The organism is Arhodomonas sp. AD133, from assembly GCF_051195215.1.
Classification (GTDB): Bacteria; Pseudomonadota; Gammaproteobacteria; order Nitrococcales; family Nitrococcaceae; genus Arhodomonas.
The window spans coordinates 93,405-115,266 of the sequence record NZ_JBNAZM010000005.1; the positions used below are offsets into that span (position 1 = coordinate 93,405).

General features: G+C 67.2%; 22 protein-coding genes. 10 read left to right on the plus strand and 12 right to left on the minus strand.

The genetic code is table 11. The annotated features are described in order from the left end of the window. Positions 1 to 104 precede the first annotated feature (104 nt). Positions 105 to 662 (plus strand): DUF2478 domain-containing protein, encoded by a 558-nt coding sequence (locus tag ACPEES_RS04905; protein WP_435101633.1) that lies wholly within the window; start codon positions 105 to 107, stop codon positions 660 to 662. A 65-nt stretch (positions 663 to 727) separates the two neighbouring features. Here the strand turns inward: ACPEES_RS04905 and ACPEES_RS04910 are convergent, their stop codons facing one another. Next, positions 728 to 1,810: a helix-turn-helix domain-containing protein gene (locus tag ACPEES_RS04910; RefSeq protein WP_435101635.1), complete on the minus strand. Its 1,083-nt coding sequence runs from the start codon at positions 1,808 to 1,810 to the stop codon at positions 728 to 730. A 130-nt stretch (positions 1,811 to 1,940) separates the two neighbouring features. Then, complete coding sequence (locus ACPEES_RS04915; RefSeq protein ID WP_435101637.1) at positions 1,941 to 3,155, minus strand: argininosuccinate synthase; 1,215 nt, start codon at positions 3,153 to 3,155, stop codon at positions 1,941 to 1,943. 577 nt (positions 3,156 to 3,732) lie between these two features. Between ACPEES_RS04915 and pyrC the strand changes: the two genes are divergently transcribed. Further along, positions 3,733 to 4,764 carry a dihydroorotase gene (pyrC, locus tag ACPEES_RS04920; protein ID WP_435101639.1) on the plus strand — a complete coding sequence of 344 codons (1,032 nt, stop codon included), beginning with the start codon at positions 3,733 to 3,735 and terminating at the stop codon, positions 4,762 to 4,764. Between the two features lie 223 nt (positions 4,765 to 4,987). Beyond that, positions 4,988 to 5,656 carry a ribonuclease T gene (gene rnt, locus ACPEES_RS04925; RefSeq protein ID WP_435101641.1) on the plus strand — a complete coding sequence of 223 codons (669 nt, stop codon included), beginning with the start codon at positions 4,988 to 4,990 and terminating at the stop codon, positions 5,654 to 5,656. Between the two features lie 60 nt (positions 5,657 to 5,716). Here rnt and grxD read toward each other — a convergent pair whose 3' ends face one another. Next, complete coding sequence (gene grxD / locus ACPEES_RS04930) at positions 5,717 to 6,046, minus strand: Grx4 family monothiol glutaredoxin (RefSeq protein WP_435101643.1); 330 nt, start codon at positions 6,044 to 6,046, stop codon at positions 5,717 to 5,719. A gap of 160 nt (positions 6,047 to 6,206) precedes the next feature. Here grxD and ACPEES_RS04935 point away from each other — a divergent pair, with 160 nt between their 5' ends. The 3 genes from ACPEES_RS04935 to ACPEES_RS04945 all read left to right on the plus strand — a co-directional run bounded on the left by ACPEES_RS04935 (position 6,207) and on the right by ACPEES_RS04945 (position 9,187). Beyond that, the gene (locus ACPEES_RS04935; protein WP_435101645.1) at positions 6,207 to 7,490 is read left to right on the plus strand and encodes a DEAD/DEAH box helicase; all 1,284 of its coding nucleotides are present in this window, start codon (positions 6,207 to 6,209) and stop codon (positions 7,488 to 7,490) included. Positions 7,491 to 7,608: 118 nt separating this feature from the next. Next, entirely contained in the window at positions 7,609 to 8,577 is a 969-nt protein-coding gene (locus ACPEES_RS04940) for a GlxA family transcriptional regulator (protein ID WP_435101647.1), read from the plus strand. Between the two features lie 127 nt (positions 8,578 to 8,704). Continuing rightward, the gene (locus ACPEES_RS04945; protein WP_435101649.1) at positions 8,705 to 9,187 is read left to right on the plus strand and encodes a ferritin-like domain-containing protein; all 483 of its coding nucleotides are present in this window, start codon (positions 8,705 to 8,707) and stop codon (positions 9,185 to 9,187) included. 216 nt (positions 9,188 to 9,403) lie between these two features. Here the strand turns inward: ACPEES_RS04945 and ACPEES_RS04950 are convergent, their stop codons facing one another. The 3 genes from ACPEES_RS04950 to ACPEES_RS04960 all read right to left on the minus strand — a co-directional run bounded on the left by ACPEES_RS04950 (position 9,404) and on the right by ACPEES_RS04960 (position 11,784). Beyond that, positions 9,404 to 9,868: a thioesterase family protein gene (locus ACPEES_RS04950; protein WP_435101651.1), complete on the minus strand. Its 465-nt coding sequence runs from the start codon at positions 9,866 to 9,868 to the stop codon at positions 9,404 to 9,406. Then, entirely contained in the window at positions 9,868 to 10,830 is a 963-nt protein-coding gene (locus ACPEES_RS04955) for an L-carnitine dehydrogenase (RefSeq protein WP_435101653.1), read from the minus strand. The genes ACPEES_RS04950 and ACPEES_RS04955 overlap by 1 nt, the downstream gene beginning before the upstream one ends. 69 nt (positions 10,831 to 10,899) lie before the next feature. After that, complete coding sequence (locus ACPEES_RS04960; RefSeq protein WP_435101655.1) at positions 10,900 to 11,784, minus strand: 3-keto-5-aminohexanoate cleavage protein; 885 nt, start codon at positions 11,782 to 11,784, stop codon at positions 10,900 to 10,902. Between the two features lie 141 nt (positions 11,785 to 11,925). Here ACPEES_RS04960 and ACPEES_RS04965 point away from each other — a divergent pair, with 141 nt between their 5' ends. From ACPEES_RS04965 to ACPEES_RS04975, 3 genes are read left to right on the plus strand one after another with little or no spacing between them, the layout of a single operon-like run. Further along, positions 11,926 to 12,351 carry an acyl-CoA thioesterase gene (locus ACPEES_RS04965; RefSeq protein WP_435101657.1) on the plus strand — a complete coding sequence of 142 codons (426 nt, stop codon included), beginning with the start codon at positions 11,926 to 11,928 and terminating at the stop codon, positions 12,349 to 12,351. Next, positions 12,348 to 12,959: an ACP phosphodiesterase gene (locus ACPEES_RS04970; protein ID WP_435101659.1), complete on the plus strand. Its 612-nt coding sequence runs from the start codon at positions 12,348 to 12,350 to the stop codon at positions 12,957 to 12,959. Before ACPEES_RS04965 ends, ACPEES_RS04970 begins: the two co-directional genes overlap by 4 nt. Continuing rightward, entirely contained in the window at positions 12,956 to 14,224 is a 1,269-nt protein-coding gene (locus ACPEES_RS04975; RefSeq protein ID WP_435101661.1) for a hypothetical protein, read from the plus strand. The genes ACPEES_RS04970 and ACPEES_RS04975 overlap by 4 nt, the downstream gene beginning before the upstream one ends. 127 nt (positions 14,225 to 14,351) lie before the next feature. On the opposite strand, the gene ACPEES_RS04980 is transcribed toward ACPEES_RS04975, so the two are convergent. Beyond that, positions 14,352 to 15,710: a sigma-54-dependent transcriptional regulator gene (locus ACPEES_RS04980; RefSeq protein ID WP_435101663.1), complete on the minus strand. Its 1,359-nt coding sequence runs from the start codon at positions 15,708 to 15,710 to the stop codon at positions 14,352 to 14,354. A 5-nt stretch (positions 15,711 to 15,715) separates the two neighbouring features. Next, positions 15,716 to 17,191, minus strand: a complete 1,476-nt coding sequence (locus ACPEES_RS04985) for a sensor histidine kinase (RefSeq protein WP_435101665.1) — start codon at positions 17,189 to 17,191, stop codon at positions 15,716 to 15,718. 160 nt (positions 17,192 to 17,351) lie between these two features. Between ACPEES_RS04985 and ACPEES_RS04990 the strand changes: the two genes are divergently transcribed. Next, positions 17,352 to 17,708 (plus strand): DUF4168 domain-containing protein, encoded by a 357-nt coding sequence (locus ACPEES_RS04990; RefSeq protein ID WP_435101667.1) that lies wholly within the window; start codon positions 17,352 to 17,354, stop codon positions 17,706 to 17,708. A gap of 50 nt (positions 17,709 to 17,758) precedes the next feature. Here ACPEES_RS04990 and ACPEES_RS04995 read toward each other — a convergent pair whose 3' ends face one another. From ACPEES_RS04995 to ACPEES_RS05010, 4 genes are all read right to left on the minus strand, one after another. After that, positions 17,759 to 19,357 carry a ribulokinase gene (locus ACPEES_RS04995; protein WP_435101669.1) on the minus strand — a complete coding sequence of 533 codons (1,599 nt, stop codon included), beginning with the start codon at positions 19,355 to 19,357 and terminating at the stop codon, positions 17,759 to 17,761. A gap of 83 nt (positions 19,358 to 19,440) precedes the next feature. Next, positions 19,441 to 20,382, minus strand: coding sequence for a sugar-binding transcriptional regulator (locus ACPEES_RS05000; RefSeq protein ID WP_435101671.1), 942 nt, complete (start codon positions 20,380 to 20,382; stop codon positions 19,441 to 19,443). Positions 20,383 to 20,400: 18 nt separating this feature from the next. Further along, entirely contained in the window at positions 20,401 to 21,171 is a 771-nt protein-coding gene (locus ACPEES_RS05005; protein ID WP_435101672.1) for an SDR family oxidoreductase, read from the minus strand. Between the two features lie 21 nt (positions 21,172 to 21,192). Continuing rightward, on the minus strand, positions 21,193 to 21,858 hold the full coding sequence (locus ACPEES_RS05010; RefSeq protein ID WP_435101674.1) for an HAD family hydrolase: 666 nt from the start codon (positions 21,856 to 21,858) through the stop codon (positions 21,193 to 21,195). Positions 21,859 to 21,862: the final 4 nt, after the last annotated feature.

Here is a 21,862-nt window from a genome sequence, read left to right on the forward strand (position 1 = left end):
GCCGCCCGCCCCCTCCGCCACCATCAGCGAAATGACATGAATCAAGGCATACCGACGCCACGACCGTAGACTCGGGCAAGAGCACGCTAGCCGAGTCGGTCCCCATGCCAGAATTCAACGAGAACACGGTGCCCGCCGCCGCTATACGCCGCGGCCACATCGACGACCTGTCGCCCCTGCTGCGCTCGGTGGCCGGTCAGCTCGGCCGCCAGGGATGGCGCATACGAGGCATCATTCAGACCCGGGAGACGGATATCGACGGCAATCGCAGCCGGGTACTGCATACGATCGACGGCTCAGGCCGTTTCCCGGTATCCCAGCGTCTCGGGCGGCAGTCGCAGGCGTGCTCCCTGGATACCCAGGCCCTGGCGGACGCTGCTGCCACATTGCGACGATGGCTCGATGAAGGGCCCGATCTGCTGATCGTCGACCGCTTCGGCCCCCTGGAAGCCCAGGGCAAGGGCTTCACCGCCGAGCTGCTCGAGATCATGAGCCGCGGCGTGCCGCTGCTAACGTCGGTCAAGCCCGCCGAGGAGCAGGCCTGGACGAGTTTCACCGGCAGCCTCGCACACTGGGTACCGCCGGAGCCGAAGACGGTGTGCGCGTGGGCGCACACCGTAACGCCACGGCCGGAGAGAATGGTTCACCCCCGCGTAGGTTAGCCCCCCGGAATCGCGTATATGGCCCGACAACTGGGCGCGACCGACACTGCGGAGCGAGCGCGGGGCTAGCCGGCGTCCGACACCACTTCCCGGATGAAGGCCTCGACGCCCGAGTAAAAATCCGAGGGGCCAAAAACAGTGTCGGCCGGTCGTTGCGCCAACGCCCGCTCGCGAAGCTCGCTGGGGGACATGCCGAAATGGGCGCGAAACGCGCGTCGCAGGCGGGCCTCGGAATCGAAGCCGGCATCGTAGGCAAGGGTTCGAAGCTCGTAGGTGTACCCCCGCCCGCCCTTGTCCAGCAGCGCTGCCGCCGCCCAGCGGGCGCGGCGGTGCCGGATGGCCGCTGCCACGCCGCCGTCCGGCCGGAAGAGACGATAGAGGTGTGTGCGGGAAAGGCGGAAGCGGCGCTGGATCGCCGCCACGGTCAGGTGCGGGTCGGTAACGTGTTCGTCGATGAAGCGCTCGATGCTCGCCTTGAGAGCCTGCTGGACGTGGCCGCGCAGTTCGTCGTCGCGGGCGGCCCGGCCGGGCGCCAGACCGGTGGCGATCAGCGCGTTCGCCCCGTCGAGCCAGCCGTCGACGGAGCACGGCGGCAGCGCCGGCGCGGTCTGTAACAGGCCCCGCAAATGCGAGCGGAGTAGCCGGGTAGTCGGCGCGCGGGCAGGCAGAAGCCGCCCGTGCAGGTACTCATCCGGGCACAGTGCCGCAAGTCTCGCACGGGGCACGATGTAGTTGATAACCGTGCTCCCCGGGGTCGCGTTGGTCCGGGGTGCATCCATATCCTCGACGACCAGATCGCCGGGTGCGAGTGCCACCTCCCGGCCTTCGTAACAGCCGGTGACGCTGCCCTCGATCACCACCATCAGGATATAGAAATCCAGTGGGTGCGCCGTCATCAATGCCGGGTCCCGTCGCCCGCGCTGCGCCCCGGAACGTGTCAGGCTGATGACGTGATCGCCCAGGGCGCAGGCATCCACGCTGCCACCCACCGGCTCGCCACGGGTCAGTGCATCCACCTCGATGACCGGGTAGACCAACTCCCGCCACGCCTGCTCCCCTTGTTTCGGGGCCAGGGCGAAGCTGTCGAAGCGCAGGCGCTCACCGACGTGCCCGGGCACACGCCCGGGCTCGCTCGCATCATCACGCATGGCGTACTGGACAACGGGTTGTTGTTATTGCGACCGGACTGGAATCGCGTGGCAGAGCCCCGGCATCACGACGCCCGGGCCGCCTCGTACGGCACCGGGCGCCAAACCACGCACAGCGCGGGAAATCGCGTCAGCGGCCGCGCTTCGCCGCCACGCGCAGGCGCAGGGCATTGAGCTTGATGAAGCCCTCGGCGTCCTTCTGGTCGTAGGCGCCGGCGTCGTCCTCGAAGGTGGCGATGCTGGCGTCGAAGAGGCTGTCATTCTCGGAGTCGCGGCCGACGACGATGACATTGCCCTTGTAGAGTTTCAGCCGCACCACGCCGTTGACCGTCTTCTGGGTCTCGTCGATCAATGCCTGCATGGCGCGCCGCTCCGGGCTCCACCAGTAGCCGTTGTAAATGGTCTCGGCGTACTTGGGCATGATCTCGTCCTTGAGGTGCGCGGACTCGCGATCCAGCGTGATGGACTCGATCGCCCGGTGCGCACTGAGCAGGATGGTGCCGCCGGGGGTCTCGTAGCAGCCGCGGGACTTCATGCCCACGTAACGGTTCTCGACGATGTCTATGCGGCCGATGCCGTTCATGCCGCCCAGCTTGTTGAGCCTGGACAGCAGTTCCGCGGGGCTCAGGCGCTCGTCGTCGATGGCCACCGGATCACCCTGCTCGAAGGTGATGTCGATCTCGGTGCCCTCGTCCGGCGCGCTCTCCGGGGCGACGCTCCAGCGCCACATCTCCTCCTCGCAGGGTGTCCACGGGTCCTCGAGCACACCGCCTTCGTAGGAGATGTGGAGCAGGTTCGCATCCATGGAGTATGGCGAACCGCCGCCCTCGGTCTTGCCCTCGATGGGAATACCGTGGCTCTCGGCATAAGCGAGGAGCTTCTCGCGGGAGTTGAGGTCCCACTCGCGCCAGGGCGCGATCACCTTGATGCCCGGCTCCAGGCCGTAGTAACCGAGCTCGAAGCGCACCTGGTCGTTGCCCTTGCCGGTGGCACCGTGGCAGACGGCGTCGGCGCCGGTCTCGCGGGCGATCTCGATCTGGCGCTTGGCGATCAGGGGGCGCGCGATGGAGGTGCCGAGCAGGTACTCGCCCTCGTAGATGGCGTTGGCGCGGAACATGGGGAAGACGAAGTCGCGCACGAACTCCTCGCGCAGATCGTCGATGTAGATCTCGCGCACGCCGAGCTGCTCGGCCTTCTTGCGGGCCGGCTCCAGCTCCTCGCCCTGACCTAGGTCGGCGGTGAAGGTCACCACCTCGCAGTCGTAGGTGTCGCGCAGCCATTGCAGGATCACGGAGGTATCCAGCCCGCCGGAGTAGGCGAGCACGACCTTTTTGACGTCACTCATCGCGCAAATGCCCCTGAAAACCTGAGCCTCGAGAAGGCCGACCATGATCGAACGCGCGTGCGGACAAATCAAGCCACTGGCGCGGCCGGCGCCGCGTAAGTGGGTTAGTGGCAAGGTATCAAGTGACAAGTTGAAAGCCGTTCGCTGCGCTGGCCGACGTGCCGGGCGCAGAGATGTCGGCTGCCAAGTGCAGCCGACCTACTGACCCCCGGAGCACAAGGGTTAAGAGACCGCATAGCGCCGCGGAGTCAACCCGCGCGGGACCGGGATAGACGGGCCGGACGCCGTCGGGAGCGTATGCCGCCATGGACGGCGGCATACGAGCTTACAAGGACGTACTCGCAGCGTCTCCCGACGGCGTCCGGCCCGTCTATCCATGGCAGTGCGTTCGATACCCCTCCCCACGCCGCGGATCACGGACGCGGATACAGCAGCCGCTCGCGCCCGAAACCTGCAACCTGCAACCTGCGACTTGTCACTTGTCACTTGCCGCTTTGGCCTTGCCGGCTCCCACGCAGATTTGCCCAGACCGCTATAATCGGTCGCACATCCGCGCGCCCGATTTCCGGAGTCGACCTTGGACGAGATCACCCTCACCCGCCCCGACGACTGGCACCTGCACCTGCGCGACGGCGAGGTCCTCGCCGACGTGGTGCCCCACTCGGCCCAGCAGTTCGCCCGCGCGATCATCATGCCCAACCTGAAGCCGCCGGTGACCAGCGCCGAACAGGCACTGGCATACCGCGAGCGTATCCTGGAACACGTGCCCACCGGCAGCGGATTCACACCGCTGATGACGCTCTATCTCACCGACAACACCAGCGCCGGGGATATCGAATCGGCGGCGGCAACGGGCCATATCCACGCGGTCAAGCTCTACCCGGCGGGCGCCACCACCAACTCCGATTCCGGCGTCACCGACCTGGAGCGTTGCGACGACGCCCTCGCGGCCATGGCCGATGCCGGCATGCCGTTACTCATCCACGGTGAAGTCACCACCGAGGGCGTGGATATTTTCGACCGCGAAGCCACCTTCCTCGAGGAACGGCTCGCGCCGCTGCTCGAGCGCCATCCGCGGCTGAAGGTCGTACTCGAGCACGTGACCACCGAGGCGGCGGTACGCTTCGTCGAACAGGGCCCGGAACGGCTCGCGGCGACCATCACCGCCCATCACCTGCTGCTCAACCGCAACCACATGCTTGTCGGCGGTATCCGGCCACACTACTACTGCCTGCCCATCCTCAAGCGCGAACGCGACCGCGAGGCGCTTATCGCCGCTGCAACGTCCGGCAACCCGAAGTTCTTCCTGGGCACGGACAGCGCTCCGCACCCGCGTGGTGCCAAGGAAAACGCCTGCGGTTGCGCCGGCATATACACCGCGCCCCATGCCCTGGCGCTCTACGCTGAAGCATTCGATGCAGCGGGGGCACTGGACAGACTGGAAGGCTTCTCGAGCCACCACGGCCCGGATTTCTACGGCCTGCCCCGTAATGAAGAGCGCATCAGGCTGCAGCGGGGTCCGACGGCGGTCGCCCGGGAGCTGCCGTTCGGCAACGGGGTGATCGTACCCTTCCGCGGCGGCGAAACGGTGGGCTGGTCCACGGCATGACACAAGGCGGCCCCGTCGGCGCACCGGCGGGGCCGCAATGGGAGGAGAGCGCCCGTCACCCACTGCTGCCGCTTAATGACACGCATAGCACACCCCGGATGAACGCAGGTGGACCGACTCGAGCGATCCAATCCGGTTCGGAGATATCCACCGACCTGTTGCGCGGGGGCGTCCGCCTGCCTACCATGCTCCGGCTAGCCGATCGCCCAGGAAACAGCCAGACGTGACCTCCGAAGAGCAGCACCAGCAGCCCGATCCACGGCGCCGCATCGCGAACCGGTTCCGCACCTTTCTACCCGTGGTGGTGGATATCGAGACCGGCGGCCTGAACGCGGCCACCGATGCAGTGCTTCAGCTCGCCGCGGTGATCCTCCGCACGGGCGAGGACGGACGCCTCTATCCGGCCGAAACCCACACCACGCATGTGGAGCCGTTCGAGGGCGCGAACCTCGACCCGAAATCACTCGAGCTCAACGGCATCGACCCGGACCATCCGTTGCGCATGGCCAAGTCCGAAGAGGAATCGCTTCGCCACATCTTCCAGCCGGTGCGCCACGAGATCCGCGCCACCGGCTGCACGCGGGCGGTACTCGTCGGCCACAACGCCTGGTTCGATCTGGGCTTTCTCAATGCCGCGGTGGAACGCGTCGGGATCAAGCGCAACCCTTTCCACCCGTTCTCGTGCTTCGACACTGCTACCCTCGGCGGCCTCGCCTTCGGCCAGACGGTGCTGGCCCGTGCCGTTCGCGCCTCAGGGGCCGAATGGGATGGGCGCGAGGCGCACTCGGCCATCTACGATGCCGAGAAGACCGCCGACCTGTTCTGTGCGGTGGTCAACCAGTGGGACGAGCTGAACGGTTTTCCCGACTATTCGGAGCTGGCGCGCCGATAGCCACGGCCGGGGGCGAACGACGGGCGGGACGGGCGACATCACCCGCCCCGGCCGGCGGAATCACTCCTGACTGGCGCCAGCAGCCTCGGTGACGGCCTTCTCCAGCTCGCCGGACTCGTACATCTCGAGAATGATGTCGCAGCCGCCGAGGAGCTCGCCGTTGACATAGAGCTGGGGGATGGTCGGCCAGTTGCCGAAATCCTTGATGCCCTGCCGGATGCTCTCGTCCTCGAGCACGTTCACGTAAGCGAACTCCACGCCGCAGCCGGCCAGGGCCTGTGCCGCACGCATCGAGAAGCCACACTGCGGGAACTGAGGCGAGCCCTTCATGTAGAGAATGACCGGGTTGCCCTCCACCTGCTGGCGGATGGTGTCCTGAACGTCGCTCATCAGATGTCACCTCGGATTGCCATGAGGCCGCCGACAACGGCCGGAATGTGCCCGGAATTGTACCGCCAACCCGCCGCTCGGAAAAATCCGGCGCCGACGATCAGTCCGCGGCGGTCGCGTCACTCCCCAGCGACGGGGAAATCCGTTATCCTCACGCGCCATGGACAATGACCATCTTAGCGAAACGACCTTCAAGTCCCTCGGACTGCACGACTCCCTCCTCCTCGGCCTCGAGGAAGCGGGCTTCACCCACTGCATGCCCATCCAGGCCGCGACACTGCCGCTCGCGCTGAAAAAGCGCGACGTCGCCGGCCAGGCGCAGACCGGAACCGGCAAGTCCGCCGCATTCCTGCTGGCGACGATGCACCACCTCATGACCACGCCCATCGAGGAGGGCAAGATCGGTCCGTGGGCGGTGATTCTCGCACCGACGCGCGAGCTCGCACTGCAGATTCACAAGGATGCCGAGAAGCTCGGCTACTTCACCGGGATGGAGTTCGCCTGCATCTACGGCGGCACCGGCTACGACAAGCAGCGCCGGCAGCTCGAACAGGGCGTGGACATCCTCATCGGCACACCCGGTCGAATCATCGATTTCTACAAGCAGCGGGTGTTCAGCCTCGAGAACGTGGAGGTCGCCGTCCTCGACGAGGCCGACCGGATGTTCGACATGGGATTCATCTCGGACATCCGTTACCTGCTCCGGCGCATGCCGCCGCCGGACAGGCGGCAGAACATGCTCTTCTCGGCGACGCTTTCCGAGCGGGTCAAAGAGCTCGCCTGGGAGCACATGAACGACCCGGAGACGGTGGAGATCGAGCCCGAGCAGATCACCGCCGACAAGGTCAAACAGCAGCTCTATCACGTCGAGAACAGTGACAAGATCGGCCTGCTGCTCGGCGTTCTGCGCGAGCACGACGTCACCCGCACGATGGTGTTCGTCAATACGAAGCGCGCCGCCGATCAGGTCACCGGTTACCTCCTGGGCAACGATATCAAGGCAGCCGTGCTCTCCGGGGATATCCCGCAGAAGAAGCGCGAACGCCTGCTCACCGATTTCCAGCAGGGCAATCTGCCGGTGCTGGTGGCCACGGACGTGGCCGCGCGCGGGCTGCACATCCCCGACGTCTCCCACGTCATCAACTACGACCTGCCGCAGGACGCCGAGGACTACGTGCACCGCATCGGCCGCACCGCACGGGCCGGCGCCGAGGGCGACGCCATCAGCTTCGCCTGTGAGAGTTACGTCTACTCTCTGCCGGACATCGAGGCCTACATCGACCAGAAGATCCCCGCCGAGCTCGCGCCTCCCGAGCTGATCGCCGAGGACATTCAACCGCCCAAACGCGTGGACAGCCAACGCCGCGGCGGCCCGCGAGGCGGCGGCAAGCGCGACGGCGGCGGCCGCCGCCGCAACGGCGGACAGCGCCGCGCCAGTCAGTAAGCCCGGCGCAGTCATTCCCCGGGGCGATACCGGCCTCGGGGAGACCGGCCGCGGCACACTTCGCGCGGCCTCCGGGAGGCCCCGGGACATCTCGCCATCGACCCAGTATCGCGGTGCCATGATCAGCCGCTACACCGGCCCACTCCCCGAACCGCTCGGCTTCTTTCTGGTTCCCGACTACTCGATGATGGCCTTCTTCTCGGCCGTCGAGCCGCTGCGCATCGCCAACCGCTGCGCTGGCGAGCCGCTTTTCCGCTGGCAGACGATCACCGCGGACGGCGAGCCCGTGGCCGCGAGCAACGGCATGCGGCTGATGCCGGACAGTGCCATGGAAAACGTCCACGATCTGCCCACGCTGCTGGTTTGCTCCGCCTTCGACGTCGAAGCCCACGCCGGCCGACGGGTGCTCACCTGGCTCAACCGCCTGGATGCCACGGGCACGGTGCTCGGCGGCATGGACACCGGCGCCTTCCTGCTCGCGCGGGCGGGGCTGCTCCACGGACACCGGGTCACCATGCACTGGGAAAGCCTGCCGGCCTTCCGTGAGGCGTTCCCCGACATCGAGACGTCGGACGAGCTCTACGAGATGGACGAACGGCGCTTCTCCTGCGCCGGCGGCGCCGCCGCCATGGACATGATGCTGGACATCATCGCTCAACGGCACGGCGCCGAGCTGGCGCTGGCGGTCTCCGAACAGCTCATCCACGCGCGCATTCGCAGCCGCCGCGCCCACCAGCGGATTGCGCTCGCCGCCCGCCTGGGCATTCACAACCGCCGACTCCTGCGTGCGGTGGAGCTCATGGAACGCAACCTGGAGCAACCGCTGCCGCCGGCCGAGCTCGCCGACCGATGCGACATATCCCTGCGCCAGCTCCAGCGCCTGTTCGCCGAGCAACTCGAGACCACGCCCTCGGCCTACTATCAGCGACTTCGCCTGGAGCGTGCCCAGCAGCTTCTCCAGCAGACCGACATGACCGTGCTCGGCGTCGGCCTCGCCTGCGGCTTCACGTCCGCGTCGAGCTTCTCCCGCGCCTACCGTAGCCACTTCGACCGCCCACCGCGCGAGGACCGGCGTTGGTTGAAGTAGCTTCTGTACGGGGCACGAGAATCACACGAAGGACGACGCCGGATTCAAAGGCAAACTGCAACGCGCTGGGGCCCGCTAGCGGCGCGAGTTGGGGAAAACGGCCAATACGGGGTCACGGCGACGGCCATTGAGCGGGGCGATCACGGAGGGCTACCGCGCGGACCGGGATGCCGTGGTGCAGATTCTCAACGAGGCGCTCGCCACCGAAATCGTGTGCGTGCTGCGCTACAAGCGCCACTACTTCACCGCCTCGGGCATCCACGCCGAGGGCGTGGCCGCGGAGTTCCTGCAACATGCCAATGAAGAGCAGACCCACGCCGACCAGATCGCCCAGCGCATCGTCCAGCTCGGTGGCGAGCCCAACTTCTCGCCGGAAGGCCTCGCCACCCGCAGCCACGCCGAGTACGTCGAGGGCGACTCCCTCATCGACATGATCCGCGAGGACCTCGTCGCCGAGCGCATCGCCATCGACAGCTACCGGGAGATCATCCAGTACCTCGGCGACGACGACCCGACCACCCGACGGATGATGGAAGGCATCCTAGCCATGGAGGAGGAGCACGCCGACGACCTGGTGGGCCTGCTGTCGGACCTCGGCGAGCCGTGCTGAGGCGCAGGGAGCAACGAGATCGGGACTGAAAGAGGACCCACGAAGGCGCCAAGAAGACCGCACAAGGGTAAAGAACAGCGGGTGAAAAGCGATCGGGCCACTGTCGGGCACCGCCTGACAGCGGTCCCCGACCTACCGCGCCGGCAGCCGCATTGCTCCCCTTACATGCCGTACATCCTTGTGTTCTTCTTTTGTGAATCGTTGTGGTCCCTTCACTCACCGGCGGATACCGATGCGCCGCCCCGCTTCCGGCGGCGTTTCGAGATCGGCCTGCTCGGCGGCAAGGGCGTCGACGGCGGCGGCGATGGGCGGAGGGAACGGCGCGGGGCGGCCGGCTTCGGTATCCATGCCCATGAGCATGTACTCACCCGTTGCCAGACAGGTCGCGCCGCTCGTCAGGGTGAAGAATACGTGCAAGCGCTTGGTGTCGTGATCGAGGAGCCGGGCGGTAACGGCCAGGGGATCGCCTTCCCGGGCTTCGCGGTGATAGCGGATATGCCCCTCCAGCGTGTAGACCGTATACCCGCTTCGCTCGCGAAAGGCCGCGTCGATGCCGAGAGTATCCATGAGTGCGTCGGTGGCGTTGCTGAACACCGCCGCATAGGCGGCATCGTTCATGTGGCCGTTGTAGTCCACCCACTCGGGGCGGACCTCGGCGTGCAGGATGGTGCGCGGGGTCATCAGATGCGCCCCTCCAGACCCTCGGCCTCCGGCCAGTACTCCTCGAGCACTGCCTGCAACCGGACCAGGAAGTCGTCGCGCCGGCGCTCGAGCTCGGCGACGCTGCGGCCGGCGGCCTGGTGCTCGCAGCCGGCGACCACACGCTCGACGAGCTCGTCGGTGAGCGCGGGCGCTTCCAACCGCGTCCACGGCAGCTTCAGCGCCGGCCCGAACTGTTCGAGCATGTGCCGCATGCCCTGCTCGCCGCCGGCGAGGTGGAACGTCAGGAACGTGCCCATGAGCGCCCAGCGCATGCCCGCGCCATAGACGACAGCGGCATCCACCTCTTCGGTGGTCGCCACGCCGTCGTTGACGATGTGCAGCGCCTCCCGCCAGAGCGCCTCCATCAAGCGGTCGGCGACATGCCCTTCTACCTCCCGGCGCACCACCATCGGGCGCATGCCGATGTCCCCGTAGAACGCCTGTGCGCGCCCGATCACCGCCGGAGTGGTCATCTCGCCGCCCACCAGCTCCACCAGCGGCAACAGGTAGACTGGATTGAACGGATGGGCCACGAAAACCCGCCCCGGGTTGTGCGCGCAGTCCGCCTGGAGACGGCTGGGCATGATCCCCGAGGTGGACGAGCCGATGAGCGCGTGGGCCGGTGCGGCAGCATCGATTCTGGCCAGCAGCTCGCGCTTGAGCGATTCCCGCTCCGGCGCGTTCTCCTGGACCACGTCGGCACCGGCCACGGCGCGCTCCAGATCCGGCTCGAAGCGTACACGCTCGCGCGAGCCCCCGTCGGCAAGGCCAACGCGCTCCAGGCTCGGCCAGGCGGTGTCGAGCGCAGCCCGCATGCGGGCTTCGGCATCCGGCGCCGGGTCGGTGGCGATCACGTCGTGGCCATGGGCGAGCGCACGGGCAATCCAGCCATTGCCGATCACACCCGTGCCCACGACAGCGATTGTATTCACGTCGCTCATGCGGGGTTCTCCTCGGAAACCATGTCAGGGGGGACCGCGCCCGCCGTTGCACGCGGGCGGGGGCAATGACTACTGCCGGGGGCTATGCAGGCCCAGGGCTTCGCGGGCCTCGGCGGGCGTCTGCACGCGCGCACCCAGGTTCTCGACGATGCTCACGGCACGCTCGACGAGCTGGCCGTTGCTCGCGTACACGGCCCTGGAAAGCCGCAGGTTGTCCTCCAGGCCCACGCGGACATGGCCGCCGAGCAGCGCCGCCTGCGCCACCATGGGCATCTGCTGGCGGCCGATGCCGAACGCCGACCAGTGGGCACGGGCCGGAAGCTTGTCGCGCATGGCGAGCATGGTCCCGGTATCCGCCTCGGCCGCCCAGGGGATCCCGAGACAGAGCTGGAACATGGGATCGCCGGCGATCAGCCCCTCCTCGACGAGCTGCCGTGCGAAGCGTACGTGGCCCAGCTCGAAGCACTCCATTTCCGGCTTGACGCCGGCCGCCTGGATGAGCCGCGCGTGCTCGCGCAGCATCGTCGCGGTGCTCACGTAAACCATGTCGCCCGAGTTGTAGCTGCCGCAGTCGAGCGTACAGATCTCGGGTAACAGGGCGCCTACCGGCTCGTGACGCTCGGCCGGGCTCTGCATGTCGGTCCCGTGGCCGCCCCGGCTGAGGTCGTGGGCCGACGGCACCCAGTCGCCTCCGCCACCGGCGGTCAGGTTGAGGACCACGTCCGTGCCTGACGCGCGCACACGTTCGACGACCTCGCGGAACAGTGCGGTATCGTGACTGATGCCCCCGGTTTCGGGGTCGCGCACGTGGATATGGGCGATCGCCGCACCGGCCTGCGCGGCCTCGATGGCGGCGTCAGCGATCTGCGCCGGTGTCACCGGGATAGCGGGATGCTTGTCCACGGTGTCCCCTGCACCGGTAACGGCACAGGTTACAATGACATTCCGATTCATGGCCTTATCTCCCTCGCGCCAGTCAGCACAGTGGGCCCATGCTGGCGGGGGAGCGGCTGTGTCAGTTTGCACATGACGACATATCAATGACCGTTGGCGCCGTATTGACGCCGCTGACCTTCACCACGGGAGGCAAACGAGTTGAGCGAGACCACACTGCTGATCGAATCCGAGCTCAGCGTGCGCTGGGCGGACATGGACGCACTCGGGCACGTCAACAACACGGTGTACTTCCGTTACTTCGAGCAGGCCCGCATCGAGTGGCTGGCGGAGATCGGCGCCGGGTCGAGCGTCGGTCACGGCAGCGACACCGGACCGGTCATCGTCAACGCGTACTGCGAGTTCATGCGCTCCATCACCTACCCGGCACGGCTGCGCGTGCGCATGCTCGGCGGAGCCCCCGGGCGCAGCAGCTTCGAGACCCATTACGAGATCGTGGACGCCGACCGTCCGGACGTTACCTACAGCGTCGGCACCGCCCGGATGGTCTGGGTCGATCACGGGGCCGGCAAATCCGTGCCCGTCCCCGACGACGTTCGCGCCCGTCTGCCACAGCCGGCCCCATGAACTTCCTCGCTCACGTCTACCTCGCCGACGTCGACGACGCCTTCCTGGTAGGCAACCTCATGGGGGACTTCGTCCGCGGCCGCCCCGACCCGGGGCTGCCGGCGGCGATCCGCGCGGGTATCCGGCTGCATCGGCGCGTGGACCGGTTCACCGACGAACACCCGGCGACCCGTGCGGCATGCCGGCGTCTGCCCCGGTACCGCCGGCGAGTGGCGGGGGTGATCGTCGACCTCGCCTACGACCACTTCCTCGCCCGCGATTGGGCACACTTCAGTAGCGAGCCCCTCGCCGCGTTCAGTGCCCGGGTCTACCGCACGCTGGAGGCGCACTACGACTACCTGCCGACACGGCTCGCACGCCTGTTGCCCGCCATGCGCGACGGCGACTGGCTTACCGCCTACGCCCGCCTGGAGAATACCGCCCACGCCCTCGACCGCATGGCTTACCGCCTGCGCCGCCCCGAGCTGCTGCGGGGCACACTGCCCGAATTGCGCGCGGCATATCCTCATCTCGATTCGGACTTCCACGCATTCTTCCCGCAACTGATACGCTACGTGCAGGCGCGGGGGCACGGGGCGCCGATAAATCAGGGACCGAGCCAACAATGATGCAAAGACTCGTACGATTTCTCGGGCGCACGCTGCTGCTCCTGCTGGTGGCGGTGATCGCCGGCTATGGGGCGCTTCGGGGCTATCTGTGGTACGAAAGCGGCAGAGTAATGGACGACATCGCCGCCGAGCTGTCGCCCTACGTGCGCCTGGACTGGGAGTCGGTGGACAGCAGCGTACCGGGCACGATCGAGGTGCATGAGCTCGCGTTGCGGCCGGCGAACGGCGAAGGTAGTGCCTTCATCCAGCGTCTCGAAATCAACAGCAGCGAGCTCGCCGGCCCGCGGGAGCTGCTCGCCCGGCTGCGCCGGCGCGAACCGCCCGCGCGCGTGGAGCTCATCGCCTCCGGGATTCGTATCGACAGCGACGATCCCCTGGTCGCCCGGCTCGATGCCGCGGCGGGTGGCGCCTCCCTGGGTACGCCCCTGGCAGCGGCCGGCTGCTCCGCGCCCGACGCCCCCTTCACCGCCAGCGTGCTCCAGGCGGTGAATCAGAGCACGCTGCGCGGCGAGGCGAGCCTGCGCATACGCCGCCACGAGGCGAGCGGCCGCACCGAGTTGCTGCTCGACGCCGAGTTCGCGCAAGTCGCTGCGGTCACTGCCGAAGGCGTTCTCTCGACCGCCGACACCCCGGCGTTGACGGGCCTGCGCGTGCGCTACACGGATCTCGGCTTCAACGCGAGCCGCAATCACTATTGCGCGGCGCGGGCCGACGAACCGGTCAAACGCTTCATCGACCGCCACCTGCAAGCCGTTCAGCGTGATTACCGCGAGCACGGCACGCCGCTTTCCCCCGAAGCGAGCCGCCGTTACCGCGAATTCATCCGCCACGGCGGCGATATGCTCATCGACCACTCTCCGCGCCGCGCGCTCGCTCTGACCGCGCTGACCAACGGTGACGGCGCACTGGCCTCGATCGCCAGGAGCGCGCCGTCGGTCAGCATCAACGGGATACCGGTGGATCTGTCGGTGGCGGCGTGGCTCCCGAGTGACGAGTCGGCCCCGGCACGAAGCGACGATCAATCCACGCGCACGGCCACGAACGATAGCGGCACGACGCCCCGCTACCGGCCTGTGCCGGTGGAGGCGCTCGCACAGCACGCCGGCGCGTCCGTGCGGCTGCATACCCGCGATGGCCAGACCCATCTCGGCCGGCTCGCTGGCATCGACAATGGCCGTATCGCCGTTACACGGACCATCGCCGGCGGCGAGATGCGCTATACGCTGCCCAAGACGATCGTCAGCGGCGCCGAGGTGCGGCGCTGACGGCACCGGGCACAGGCACCCGAAGCCCCTGCACGATGTCCCAAGCATTACCACAGATCCGCCATCCGACTGGGGCCAGGCAGTCGTGCTCTCCGGCTCGTCGTGAACCGCTACCAACCACCGTCTATCAGCCATCGCTGGCGAGCTTACGGTAGAGCGTCTGCCGGCCTATGCCCAGAATATCGGCTGCACGGCGTTTGTTGCCTCCCACCGCCTCCATGACCTCTTGGATATAGGCGTACTCCATTTCTGCGAGCGAGCGTAGGCGGGAAGACCCGGGCCGATCGTTGCCTCGCACCGGCGTGGATGCGTCCTGCAAGCGCGACGGCAGATCCGCGACAGTGAGCTGACCGCTGCGACAGAGCGTGACCGCACGCTCGATGGCGTTAGCGAGCTCACGCACATTGCCGGGGAAATGGTAGCGGTGCAGCGCTGCTACCGCCGATGGCTCGAGCGCCGGTACCTCGCGGCCGAGGCGGCGGGCGAACTGCTCAACGAAGCGCGCGGTGAGCAGGTCCAGATCATCGCCGCGCTGGCGCAGTGGTGGCACCTCGATGCGGAAGGTCTCCAGGCGGTAGAACAAGTCCTCACGGAAGCGCCCCTCGGCAACAGCCTCTTCAAGGTCCGCGTTGGTGGCGGCCACGACGCGAACGTCCACCTCGAGCTCACGTTGCGCACCGACCGGACGAAAACGGCCGCCCTCGAGCACGCGCAGCAATTTGGCCTGGAGCGCCACCGGCATCTCACCGATTTCATCAAGGAACAGGGTGCCACCGTCAGCCTCCTGAAAGAGACCGTCACGCTGGCGTTGCGCCCCTGTGAAGGCACCGCGGACATGGCCGAAGAATTCACTCTCGAGCAGATCCGGCGGTACACCCGCGCAATTCACCGCCACGAAGCTCCGCGCCGCCCGCGCACTCTCGGCATGGAGTGCGCGGGCAACGAGCTCCTTACCGGTACCGCTCTCGCCGGTGATGAGCACGGAGGCTTCCGTCGCACCGATACGGCGCACCACATCGAACAACGCAAGCATTGCCCGACTGCGTCCAACCATGCCGTGAAAGACATCGCCGGCCGGCGCCGCCTCCATCTCCGCGACACGCCTCAATAATCGACGATAGTGCAAAGCCTTTTGCACACTGACCGTCAAGTGCTCGAAATCCAGCGGTTTGGTGAGGAAATCGTCCGCTCCTTCTTTGAGCGCCGCCACCGCCTGCTCGATACTGCCGAATGCAGTGATGGCGATGAACCCCACCAGGTCACCGCCGCGGCGAGCACGCAGCGCCCGCAACAGCTGCATACCATCGGCGCCGGGCAGACGCAGATCACTGACAAGCAAATCGACGCCGCCGCCGGCAAGTAGATCCAGTGCAGCTTCCGCCGTCGCTACCGCACGCGCCTCGATACCGGTGTCCGCAAGCTCGTCGGTGATCAGGCCCGCGAGCGCCTCGTCGTCCTCGACCACCAGCACCTGCGCTTGGTACATGCCGCTCAACCTTCCCAAACCTCCGACGTTGCGCCGCACGCCAACCAAAGCTCGAAGCGTGCGCCGCTCAGGTGGACAGGATCGACCACGCCGATGCCTCCTCCGTGTTGCTCGGCAATGCCATGAACCACCGGCAACCCCAACCCCGCCCCCTCGCCAGTGGGGCGTGTAGAGAAAAACGGTTCGAAGGAACGCTCGCGCAGCTCGGCAGGCACGCCACTTCCCTCGTCCTCGACGAAAATCACCACCTGGCCGGGACGCTCGTCGACGCCCACCAGCACGCGGGCCGAACCGGCGGCGCGGACGGCGTTACTCAACAGGTGACCGAGCGCCTGTTCGAGCCTTGTCGGATCGACATTTACCCGCGGCAGATCTCGATCATCGGGCGGATCGCTCAACTCGATCACCGCCGGGGCATGTTCACCTTCGGCGCGCTCCACGGCCCGCTGTACCACGGCCCAAACGGCCACGTCACGCCGCCGTAGCGGCGTTCGCCGGGAGAAATCCATGAGTTGACGCAGGATATGGCTCATGCGCGCGGCTTGATCGCGTATGCGTGTGGCGGCACGGCGGACACCGGCATCGTCGCTGCGCCGGACGAGCCGCTGGGCCGTGCCGTCCACGACACTCAGCGGGGTTCCCAGTTCATGGGCCACACCGGCAGCGAACTCGCCAACGACGGCGAGGCGCCGTGACTGTCGCAAATCGTCGCGCAGACTCATCTCCACCATCTCACGGCGAGCAACCTCACGCTGATTGCGCTGCAGCGCATCCAGCATCTCGTTGATGTTTTCGGCGAGCCGCCGCAGCTCGAGCGGGCCGGCCGGTGTCAGACGATGATCACGCGCTCCGGCTGCGATACGGTGGAGACTGGCCAGGAGCTGTTCGAAGGGATGCACCACAGCCTGGCGATGTCCGATGAACAACACCGCCAGCAAACCGGTGGCGAACACCCCCAGCCCAACGGTTCCCCACCATCGTATCCGGGCGAGCACGGCGCGCATCTCGTTGCGGTTCCGGGTAATCTGCAGCAGTGCCTCGAAACGCCCGTCGGCGCCCACCAACGGCACGAAATAGGCGTACACCGGCTCACTACCAGAGCGCGCGTACACGCCCCAGCGATCCCCCGACCGCGTGGCCGCCGAGAGGCTGTCATCCGATAACACCCGTTCCGACCCCGCACCCGCGCCGGCCAGCACCTTGCCGTCAGCGGCGAGCACGTGCGCGCCGTAGACCCGACCGAAAGAAAACGCCGAGTCCAGCGCCTGCTGAAGCGCGCCCTCACGGCCACGACGCAACGCCCGGGTCAACGGTGGCTCCAGGGCACGGGCTATAAGCTGAATGTCTTCGCGTAGACGCCGCTCCGCCACCTGCTCCACCAGATGCAGGCTCATCCCCCCGCCCAACGCAACCAGCAGCACCACCGGGATGAGCACGGTCAGAATCACAGCGGTACGCAGCCGCAGCGTCGGACGTCTCATATCGATACACCTGTCCCAGTATCACCCACATTCATTCGGTCAAATCCCCCAGTCTTCGCCATTGGCCGGGAGCGACAGCCTTGGCACGACCCATGCCTCCACGTTAGGGGGAAGCGCATTCGCTCCCCTGACTAACCGTCGCAGACGAAAGAGGTTATCCATGCGACTCACCAGCAAAATTCTCACCAGTGCTGCCTTCGCGATGCTTGTCGCCACTGCCCCATTGCACGCGCAGACCGAGGGCAACCCCCAGGGTTCCGCCGAGGTGAGTGACACGAAGCTCGAGCAATTCAGCGAGGCATTCGGGCAAATTCAGGATATCCGCAGCGACTACTCCGAGAAGCTACGCGACGTCCAGGACGAGGAGAAGGCCCGAGAGATGCAGCAGGCGGCCAATGACGAGATGATCTCTGCGGTGGAGGACAGCGGCCTCAGCGTGGATGAGTACAACGCCATTTCCCAGCAGCTCCGTAAGGACCCGGAGATGGCGGAACGCGTGCAGGGGATGATCGAGTAACCTACACCTCCGCGTAACGCGCGCGGTGGCGCAGGCCACCGCTCGCCTACTCAGGGCCGGCCGGTGGCTCCGCGCAGCCGGCGTAGCGCGGGCATGACGTCGCTGTCCACCAGCGCGCGGGAGAGCGTGCGGTAGAGGCCGTAGAGTTCCGTGTAACGCACCGTGGCGCTGTCAACCGGCAGCACCCGGCGCGTGCGTTGGGCACCGAGCGCCGCGGCGCCGGCCTGGAAATCGTCCACCAGGCCGGCGGCGACGGCACCGTGAATCGCCGCACCCCGGGCCGTGGCTTCCTGGACGTCAGGCACGCGCACGTCGCGGCCGGTGACGTCGGCGACAAGCTGCACGATGAACGGATTCTTCTCGGCCAGGCCGCTGGTGACCACCAGCTCATCCACGTCGAGCCCGCCCTCGGTCAGGGTGTCCACCACCCGGCGCATGCCGAAGCCGAGACTCTCGAGCAGCGCGCGGTAGAGCTCTTCCCGGGTGGTCTGCAGCGTCATGCCCACGAACACCCCCGACAACTCGGGGTCGATGAGTGGGGTTCGGCAGCCGTTCCACCAATCCAGCGCCATGACCCCGCTCGCCCCCGGAGGCAGCGCCGCCGCGGCCCGGTTGTAGTGAGCAAAGCTCGCGTCGGCATCCTCCCCCGACGGGAACGTGCGCACAAACCACGCCAGAAGATCGCCGAAACCGGCCTGTCCGGCCTCGTACCCCCAGTAACCGGGCAGGATGCCGTCACGGACCACGCCGCCAATGCCGGGAATACGACGGCAGTCCGGGGAAACCAGCATATACCCCGCGGATGTTCCCAGCGTCGCGACCAGGGTGCCGGGGGTGCTCACCCCCACGCCCGGCATCACCGCGTGGGCGTCGATGGTGGCGACAGCCACCACCGGCGGCCGTGTCAACCCGATCCGGTCCATCCACGCAGGCGCGAGCTCGCCGGCCGGCTCGCCGATGGGCGTGGGCTCCCGCAGCCGCTCACGCAGACCAGGAATGAGTGTGTCCACCTCGGACGGATAGCCGGCACCGTCGAGATAGTGCGCCTTGTAGCCAGCCTGGCAGGTACTGCGCACCTCTGCGCCGACGAGCTCGGAGACGAGCCAGTCACCGGCCTCCATGAAACGCGCGCTCTCCGCCCAGAGCCCGGGTGCCTCGGAGCGCAACTGCGCGGCCTTCGCGAACATCCATTCACATGACGTCTCGCCGCCGGTATAAGCGAGGAACTCTCCGCCGGTGTCATTGATCTCGGCCACCCAGGGTTGAGCGGCGTGGTGCTTCCAGAGCTTCACGTAGGCATGAGGGTGCTGCGGATAGTGGCGGCTCAGCGGTACGCCCTGCGCGGTGACCGGCAGCACCGTCGAGGCAGTGAAGTCAATGCCGATCCCGGCAATATGACCGCCCGCGGCGACCGCCGCTTCGGATAGGCGACGCAGGATTTCCCCGGCGGCGTGCAGATAGTCGTCGGCGTCCTGAAGCGCCCAGTCCGGCGGCAACGGCGTACCGTCCGGCAGGGATTCGCTCATCACACCGTGGGGATAGACGATCCGATGAACGGCGAGAATCTCGCCGTCGGCGGCACCGATGAGCACACCGCGGGCGCTCTCGGTGCCGAAGTCCAATCCAACGACACAGGGCTGACTGGTCATTGCTCTCCTCGATGCATTCGTCGTTCGTTCTGGCCGACTGGTGATGCCGGCATGCGTAGACCTGCCCGCGCGCCCGGGAACGGCTAGTCCGTCAGCACCGCGCGGGCGACCTCCTCGTCGGTGATCAGACCGGACAGCCACCGCCCGCGCAGGGCGGCACGGATGGCGCCGACCTTGCTCCGCCCACCGGCCACACCGATGATGAGTTGTTCGTGCTCCGGCTGTATCGGAATGCTGGTCACGCGATCGTTGATCTCGTCGTCGAGCAGGCGCCCGTCCCGATCCAGCACCCAGCCGGTGATCTCGCCCACTGCCCCGCGGGAGCGCAGCGCATCCACCTCGGCCGGACTGATACATCCCTCCAGGCGTAGCGGCGCGTGCTCGTCGATGGTGCCGATCCCCACGAAGGATACGTCGGCACGCTCGGCCAGATCGTAGACCAGACGGTAGAGGCGCTGGTTCGCGAAATGCTCCCGCTCCTCCGCAGAGTCCGCCATGATGGGGGCGGGCAGCTGATAGCTGCGCGCGCCGGTCTTGTCCGCGAGCCAGGCCATCGCATCGAACGGGTTGGTCGCGCCGTCCGGGGAAATGACACCGACGCGGGCGACCAGACGATGATGCGCGCAGTCGACATGCGCCGTCTCGTCGATCATCGCCCGCAGCGTACGCCCGGTGGCAACACCGATGACCAGCCGCTCCGAGCGGTTCAGGTAGTTTTCCAGCTTGGCCGCGCCGACGACCGTCAGCGGCCGCAGGCTCGTGGTGCCCGGCATGATCGGCGCGACGTCGCAATAGCGCAGGCCGTAGCGCTCGCGCAGCGCTTCGGCGAGCTCCATGCAAGCGGCGACCGGGTGATCAAGGCGTACCTTGATGAGCCCTTCCGCACGTGCGAGGGTCAACGCGCGCTGGACGCCCTGACGCGACAGCCCGACCTGGCGGGCGATCTGGTCCTGGGTAGCCCCCTCCACATGGTACATCCAGGCAATGCGTGCCGCCTGGTCCAGCTTGGCGTCGAATCCTCGCATGCGTTGGCGCTTACCTCCCTACCAGCACGAATAGCCGCCGTCGGCCACCAGCACCGAGCCCGTACAGAAGCTCGCCGCGTCGGAGGCGAGAAACAGCACCGCGCTCGCGATCTCGTCGACCTCTGCGCAACGGTTCATCGGCGTCATTTCGAGCCAGGTGTCGTTCCAGTCCTGACGGGAACGCCCCATCAGGGTGAGCTCGGTGTTCACGTAGCCGGGTGCCACCGCATTCACGCGCACGCCGTGTTCCGCCCACTCGCAGGCCAGCGAGCGGGTCAGCTGATGCACGGCCGCCTTGCTGGCGTTGTATGGCGCCTGGGGCTGCGGCTTGTTGACGATGAGCCCCGACATGGAGCCGAGATTGACGACGGCACCGCTACCCTGGGCCACCATGTGCCGGCCGAACGCCCGACAGCAGTAGAACACACCGTCGAGGTTCACGCCCATCAGGTGGCGCCAGGCATCGTCATCGTAATCGGTGGCGTCGATGTTGGCTGCGACACCGGCGTTATTGACCAGCACGTCGACGTGGCCGAGGCGGGTGGCGAGGGCGCTGGCCGCCTCACCGACAGCCTCTGGGTCGGTCACGTCGAGCGCGAACGCCTCTGCGCTGTACCCCGCCTGACCGAGGCGGTCCACGGCCGCTTGCGCCCCATCGTCATTGACGTCGACGACGACGACGTGGGCGCCGGCCTCCGCCAGCGCCTCGCAGATCGCGAAGCCGATACCTCGGCCGCCACCGGTGACCACCGCGTTGCGTCCGGCGAGGCTGAACTTCTCCTGGTACATGATCTCTCCCCCTTCTGCGCCCTAGTTCTCGGTGAGGCGGGCGAGCGTCTCCGGCAGCTCGCGCATGGAAGCGATGGAGGTCACCGCGCCGATGCGCTGCTGGGTATCGGCATGACCGGCGGGTATATGGCCACCACCGGTGAAGCCGATCACGGTCAGTCCGGCCGCCACCGCAGCGGTAACGCCGGCCCGGCTGTCCTCGACGGCAATGCAGCGCGCCGGGTCATAGCCGAGCCGGGCCGCGGCGTGGCGGTATACGTCCGGGGCGGGCTTGGGCGCGGCGACGAGCTCGGCGGCGAAGACCGCCTCGCCGAAATACCGCGCCAGCCCCGTACGCTGCAACGCCCCGTGCACGCGGTCGAGACGGCTGTTGGAAACCACTGCCTTGGGCAGCTCGATGCGCCCCAGCGCCCACGCGACGTCCGGTATTGCGCGGTCGAGCTCGTGCAGGGCGAGCTCGACCTCGCGGTTCGCGCTATGCACCCACTCATCGTCGAAGGTCACGCCATGGCGCTGCCCGATCTCCCGGGCGATCGCCTCTAGCGGCAGCCCCAGCAATCCCGCGATGTCCGTTCGAACCGCCTCGCCTGCAGAAACTCGGGCGGCGAAGCGATCGGCAAGCACATCGAGCACGACGGCCTCGCTGTCGATGAGCACGCCGTCACAATCGAAAATAATGCAGTCCATGGTC

What these genes read in the sequence shown, in the direction of transcription:
- ACPEES_RS04980 (WP_435101663.1), bottom strand. Translation starts at nt 15,710, where the DNA reads ATGTACCAAGCGCAGGTGCTGGTGGTCGAGGACGACGAGGCGCTCGCG.
- ACPEES_RS05005 (WP_435101672.1), bottom strand. Translation starts at nt 21,171, where the DNA reads ATGTACCAGGAGAAGTTCAGCCTCGCCGGACGCAACGCGGTGGTCACC.
- ACPEES_RS05010 (WP_435101674.1), bottom strand. Translation starts at nt 21,858, where the DNA reads ATGGACTGCATTATTTTCGATTGTGACGGCGTGCTCATCGACAGCGAG.
- ACPEES_RS04985 (WP_435101665.1), bottom strand. Translation starts at nt 17,191, where the DNA reads ATGAGACGTCCGACGCTGCGGCTGCGTACCGCTGTGATTCTGACCGTG.
- ACPEES_RS04950 (WP_435101651.1), bottom strand. Translation starts at nt 9,868, where the DNA reads ATGACCCCGCGCACCATCCTGCACGCCGAGGTCCGCCCCGAGTGGGTG.
- ACPEES_RS04910 (WP_435101635.1), bottom strand. Translation starts at nt 1,810, where the DNA reads ATGCGTGATGATGCGAGCGAGCCCGGGCGTGTGCCCGGGCACGTCGGT.
- ACPEES_RS04905 (WP_435101633.1), top strand. Translation starts at nt 105, where the DNA reads ATGCCAGAATTCAACGAGAACACGGTGCCCGCCGCCGCTATACGCCGC.
- ACPEES_RS04915 (WP_435101637.1), bottom strand. Translation starts at nt 3,155, where the DNA reads ATGAGTGACGTCAAAAAGGTCGTGCTCGCCTACTCCGGCGGGCTGGAT.
- ACPEES_RS04935 (WP_435101645.1), top strand. Translation starts at nt 6,207, where the DNA reads ATGGACAATGACCATCTTAGCGAAACGACCTTCAAGTCCCTCGGACTG.
- ACPEES_RS04990 (WP_435101667.1), top strand. Translation starts at nt 17,352, where the DNA reads ATGCGACTCACCAGCAAAATTCTCACCAGTGCTGCCTTCGCGATGCTT.
- ACPEES_RS04955 (WP_435101653.1), bottom strand. Translation starts at nt 10,830, where the DNA reads ATGAGCGACGTGAATACAATCGCTGTCGTGGGCACGGGTGTGATCGGC.
- ACPEES_RS04970 (WP_435101659.1), top strand. Translation starts at nt 12,348, where the DNA reads ATGAACTTCCTCGCTCACGTCTACCTCGCCGACGTCGACGACGCCTTC.
- ACPEES_RS04940 (WP_435101647.1), top strand. Translation starts at nt 7,609, where the DNA reads ATGATCAGCCGCTACACCGGCCCACTCCCCGAACCGCTCGGCTTCTTT.
- ACPEES_RS04960 (WP_435101655.1), bottom strand. Translation starts at nt 11,784, where the DNA reads ATGAATCGGAATGTCATTGTAACCTGTGCCGTTACCGGTGCAGGGGAC.
- ACPEES_RS04995 (WP_435101669.1), bottom strand. Translation starts at nt 19,357, where the DNA reads ATGACCAGTCAGCCCTGTGTCGTTGGATTGGACTTCGGCACCGAGAGC.
- ACPEES_RS04975 (WP_435101661.1), top strand. Translation starts at nt 12,956, where the DNA reads ATGATGCAAAGACTCGTACGATTTCTCGGGCGCACGCTGCTGCTCCTG.
- grxD (WP_435101643.1), bottom strand. Translation starts at nt 6,046, where the DNA reads ATGAGCGACGTTCAGGACACCATCCGCCAGCAGGTGGAGGGCAACCCG.
- ACPEES_RS05000 (WP_435101671.1), bottom strand. Translation starts at nt 20,382, where the DNA reads ATGCGAGGATTCGACGCCAAGCTGGACCAGGCGGCACGCATTGCCTGG.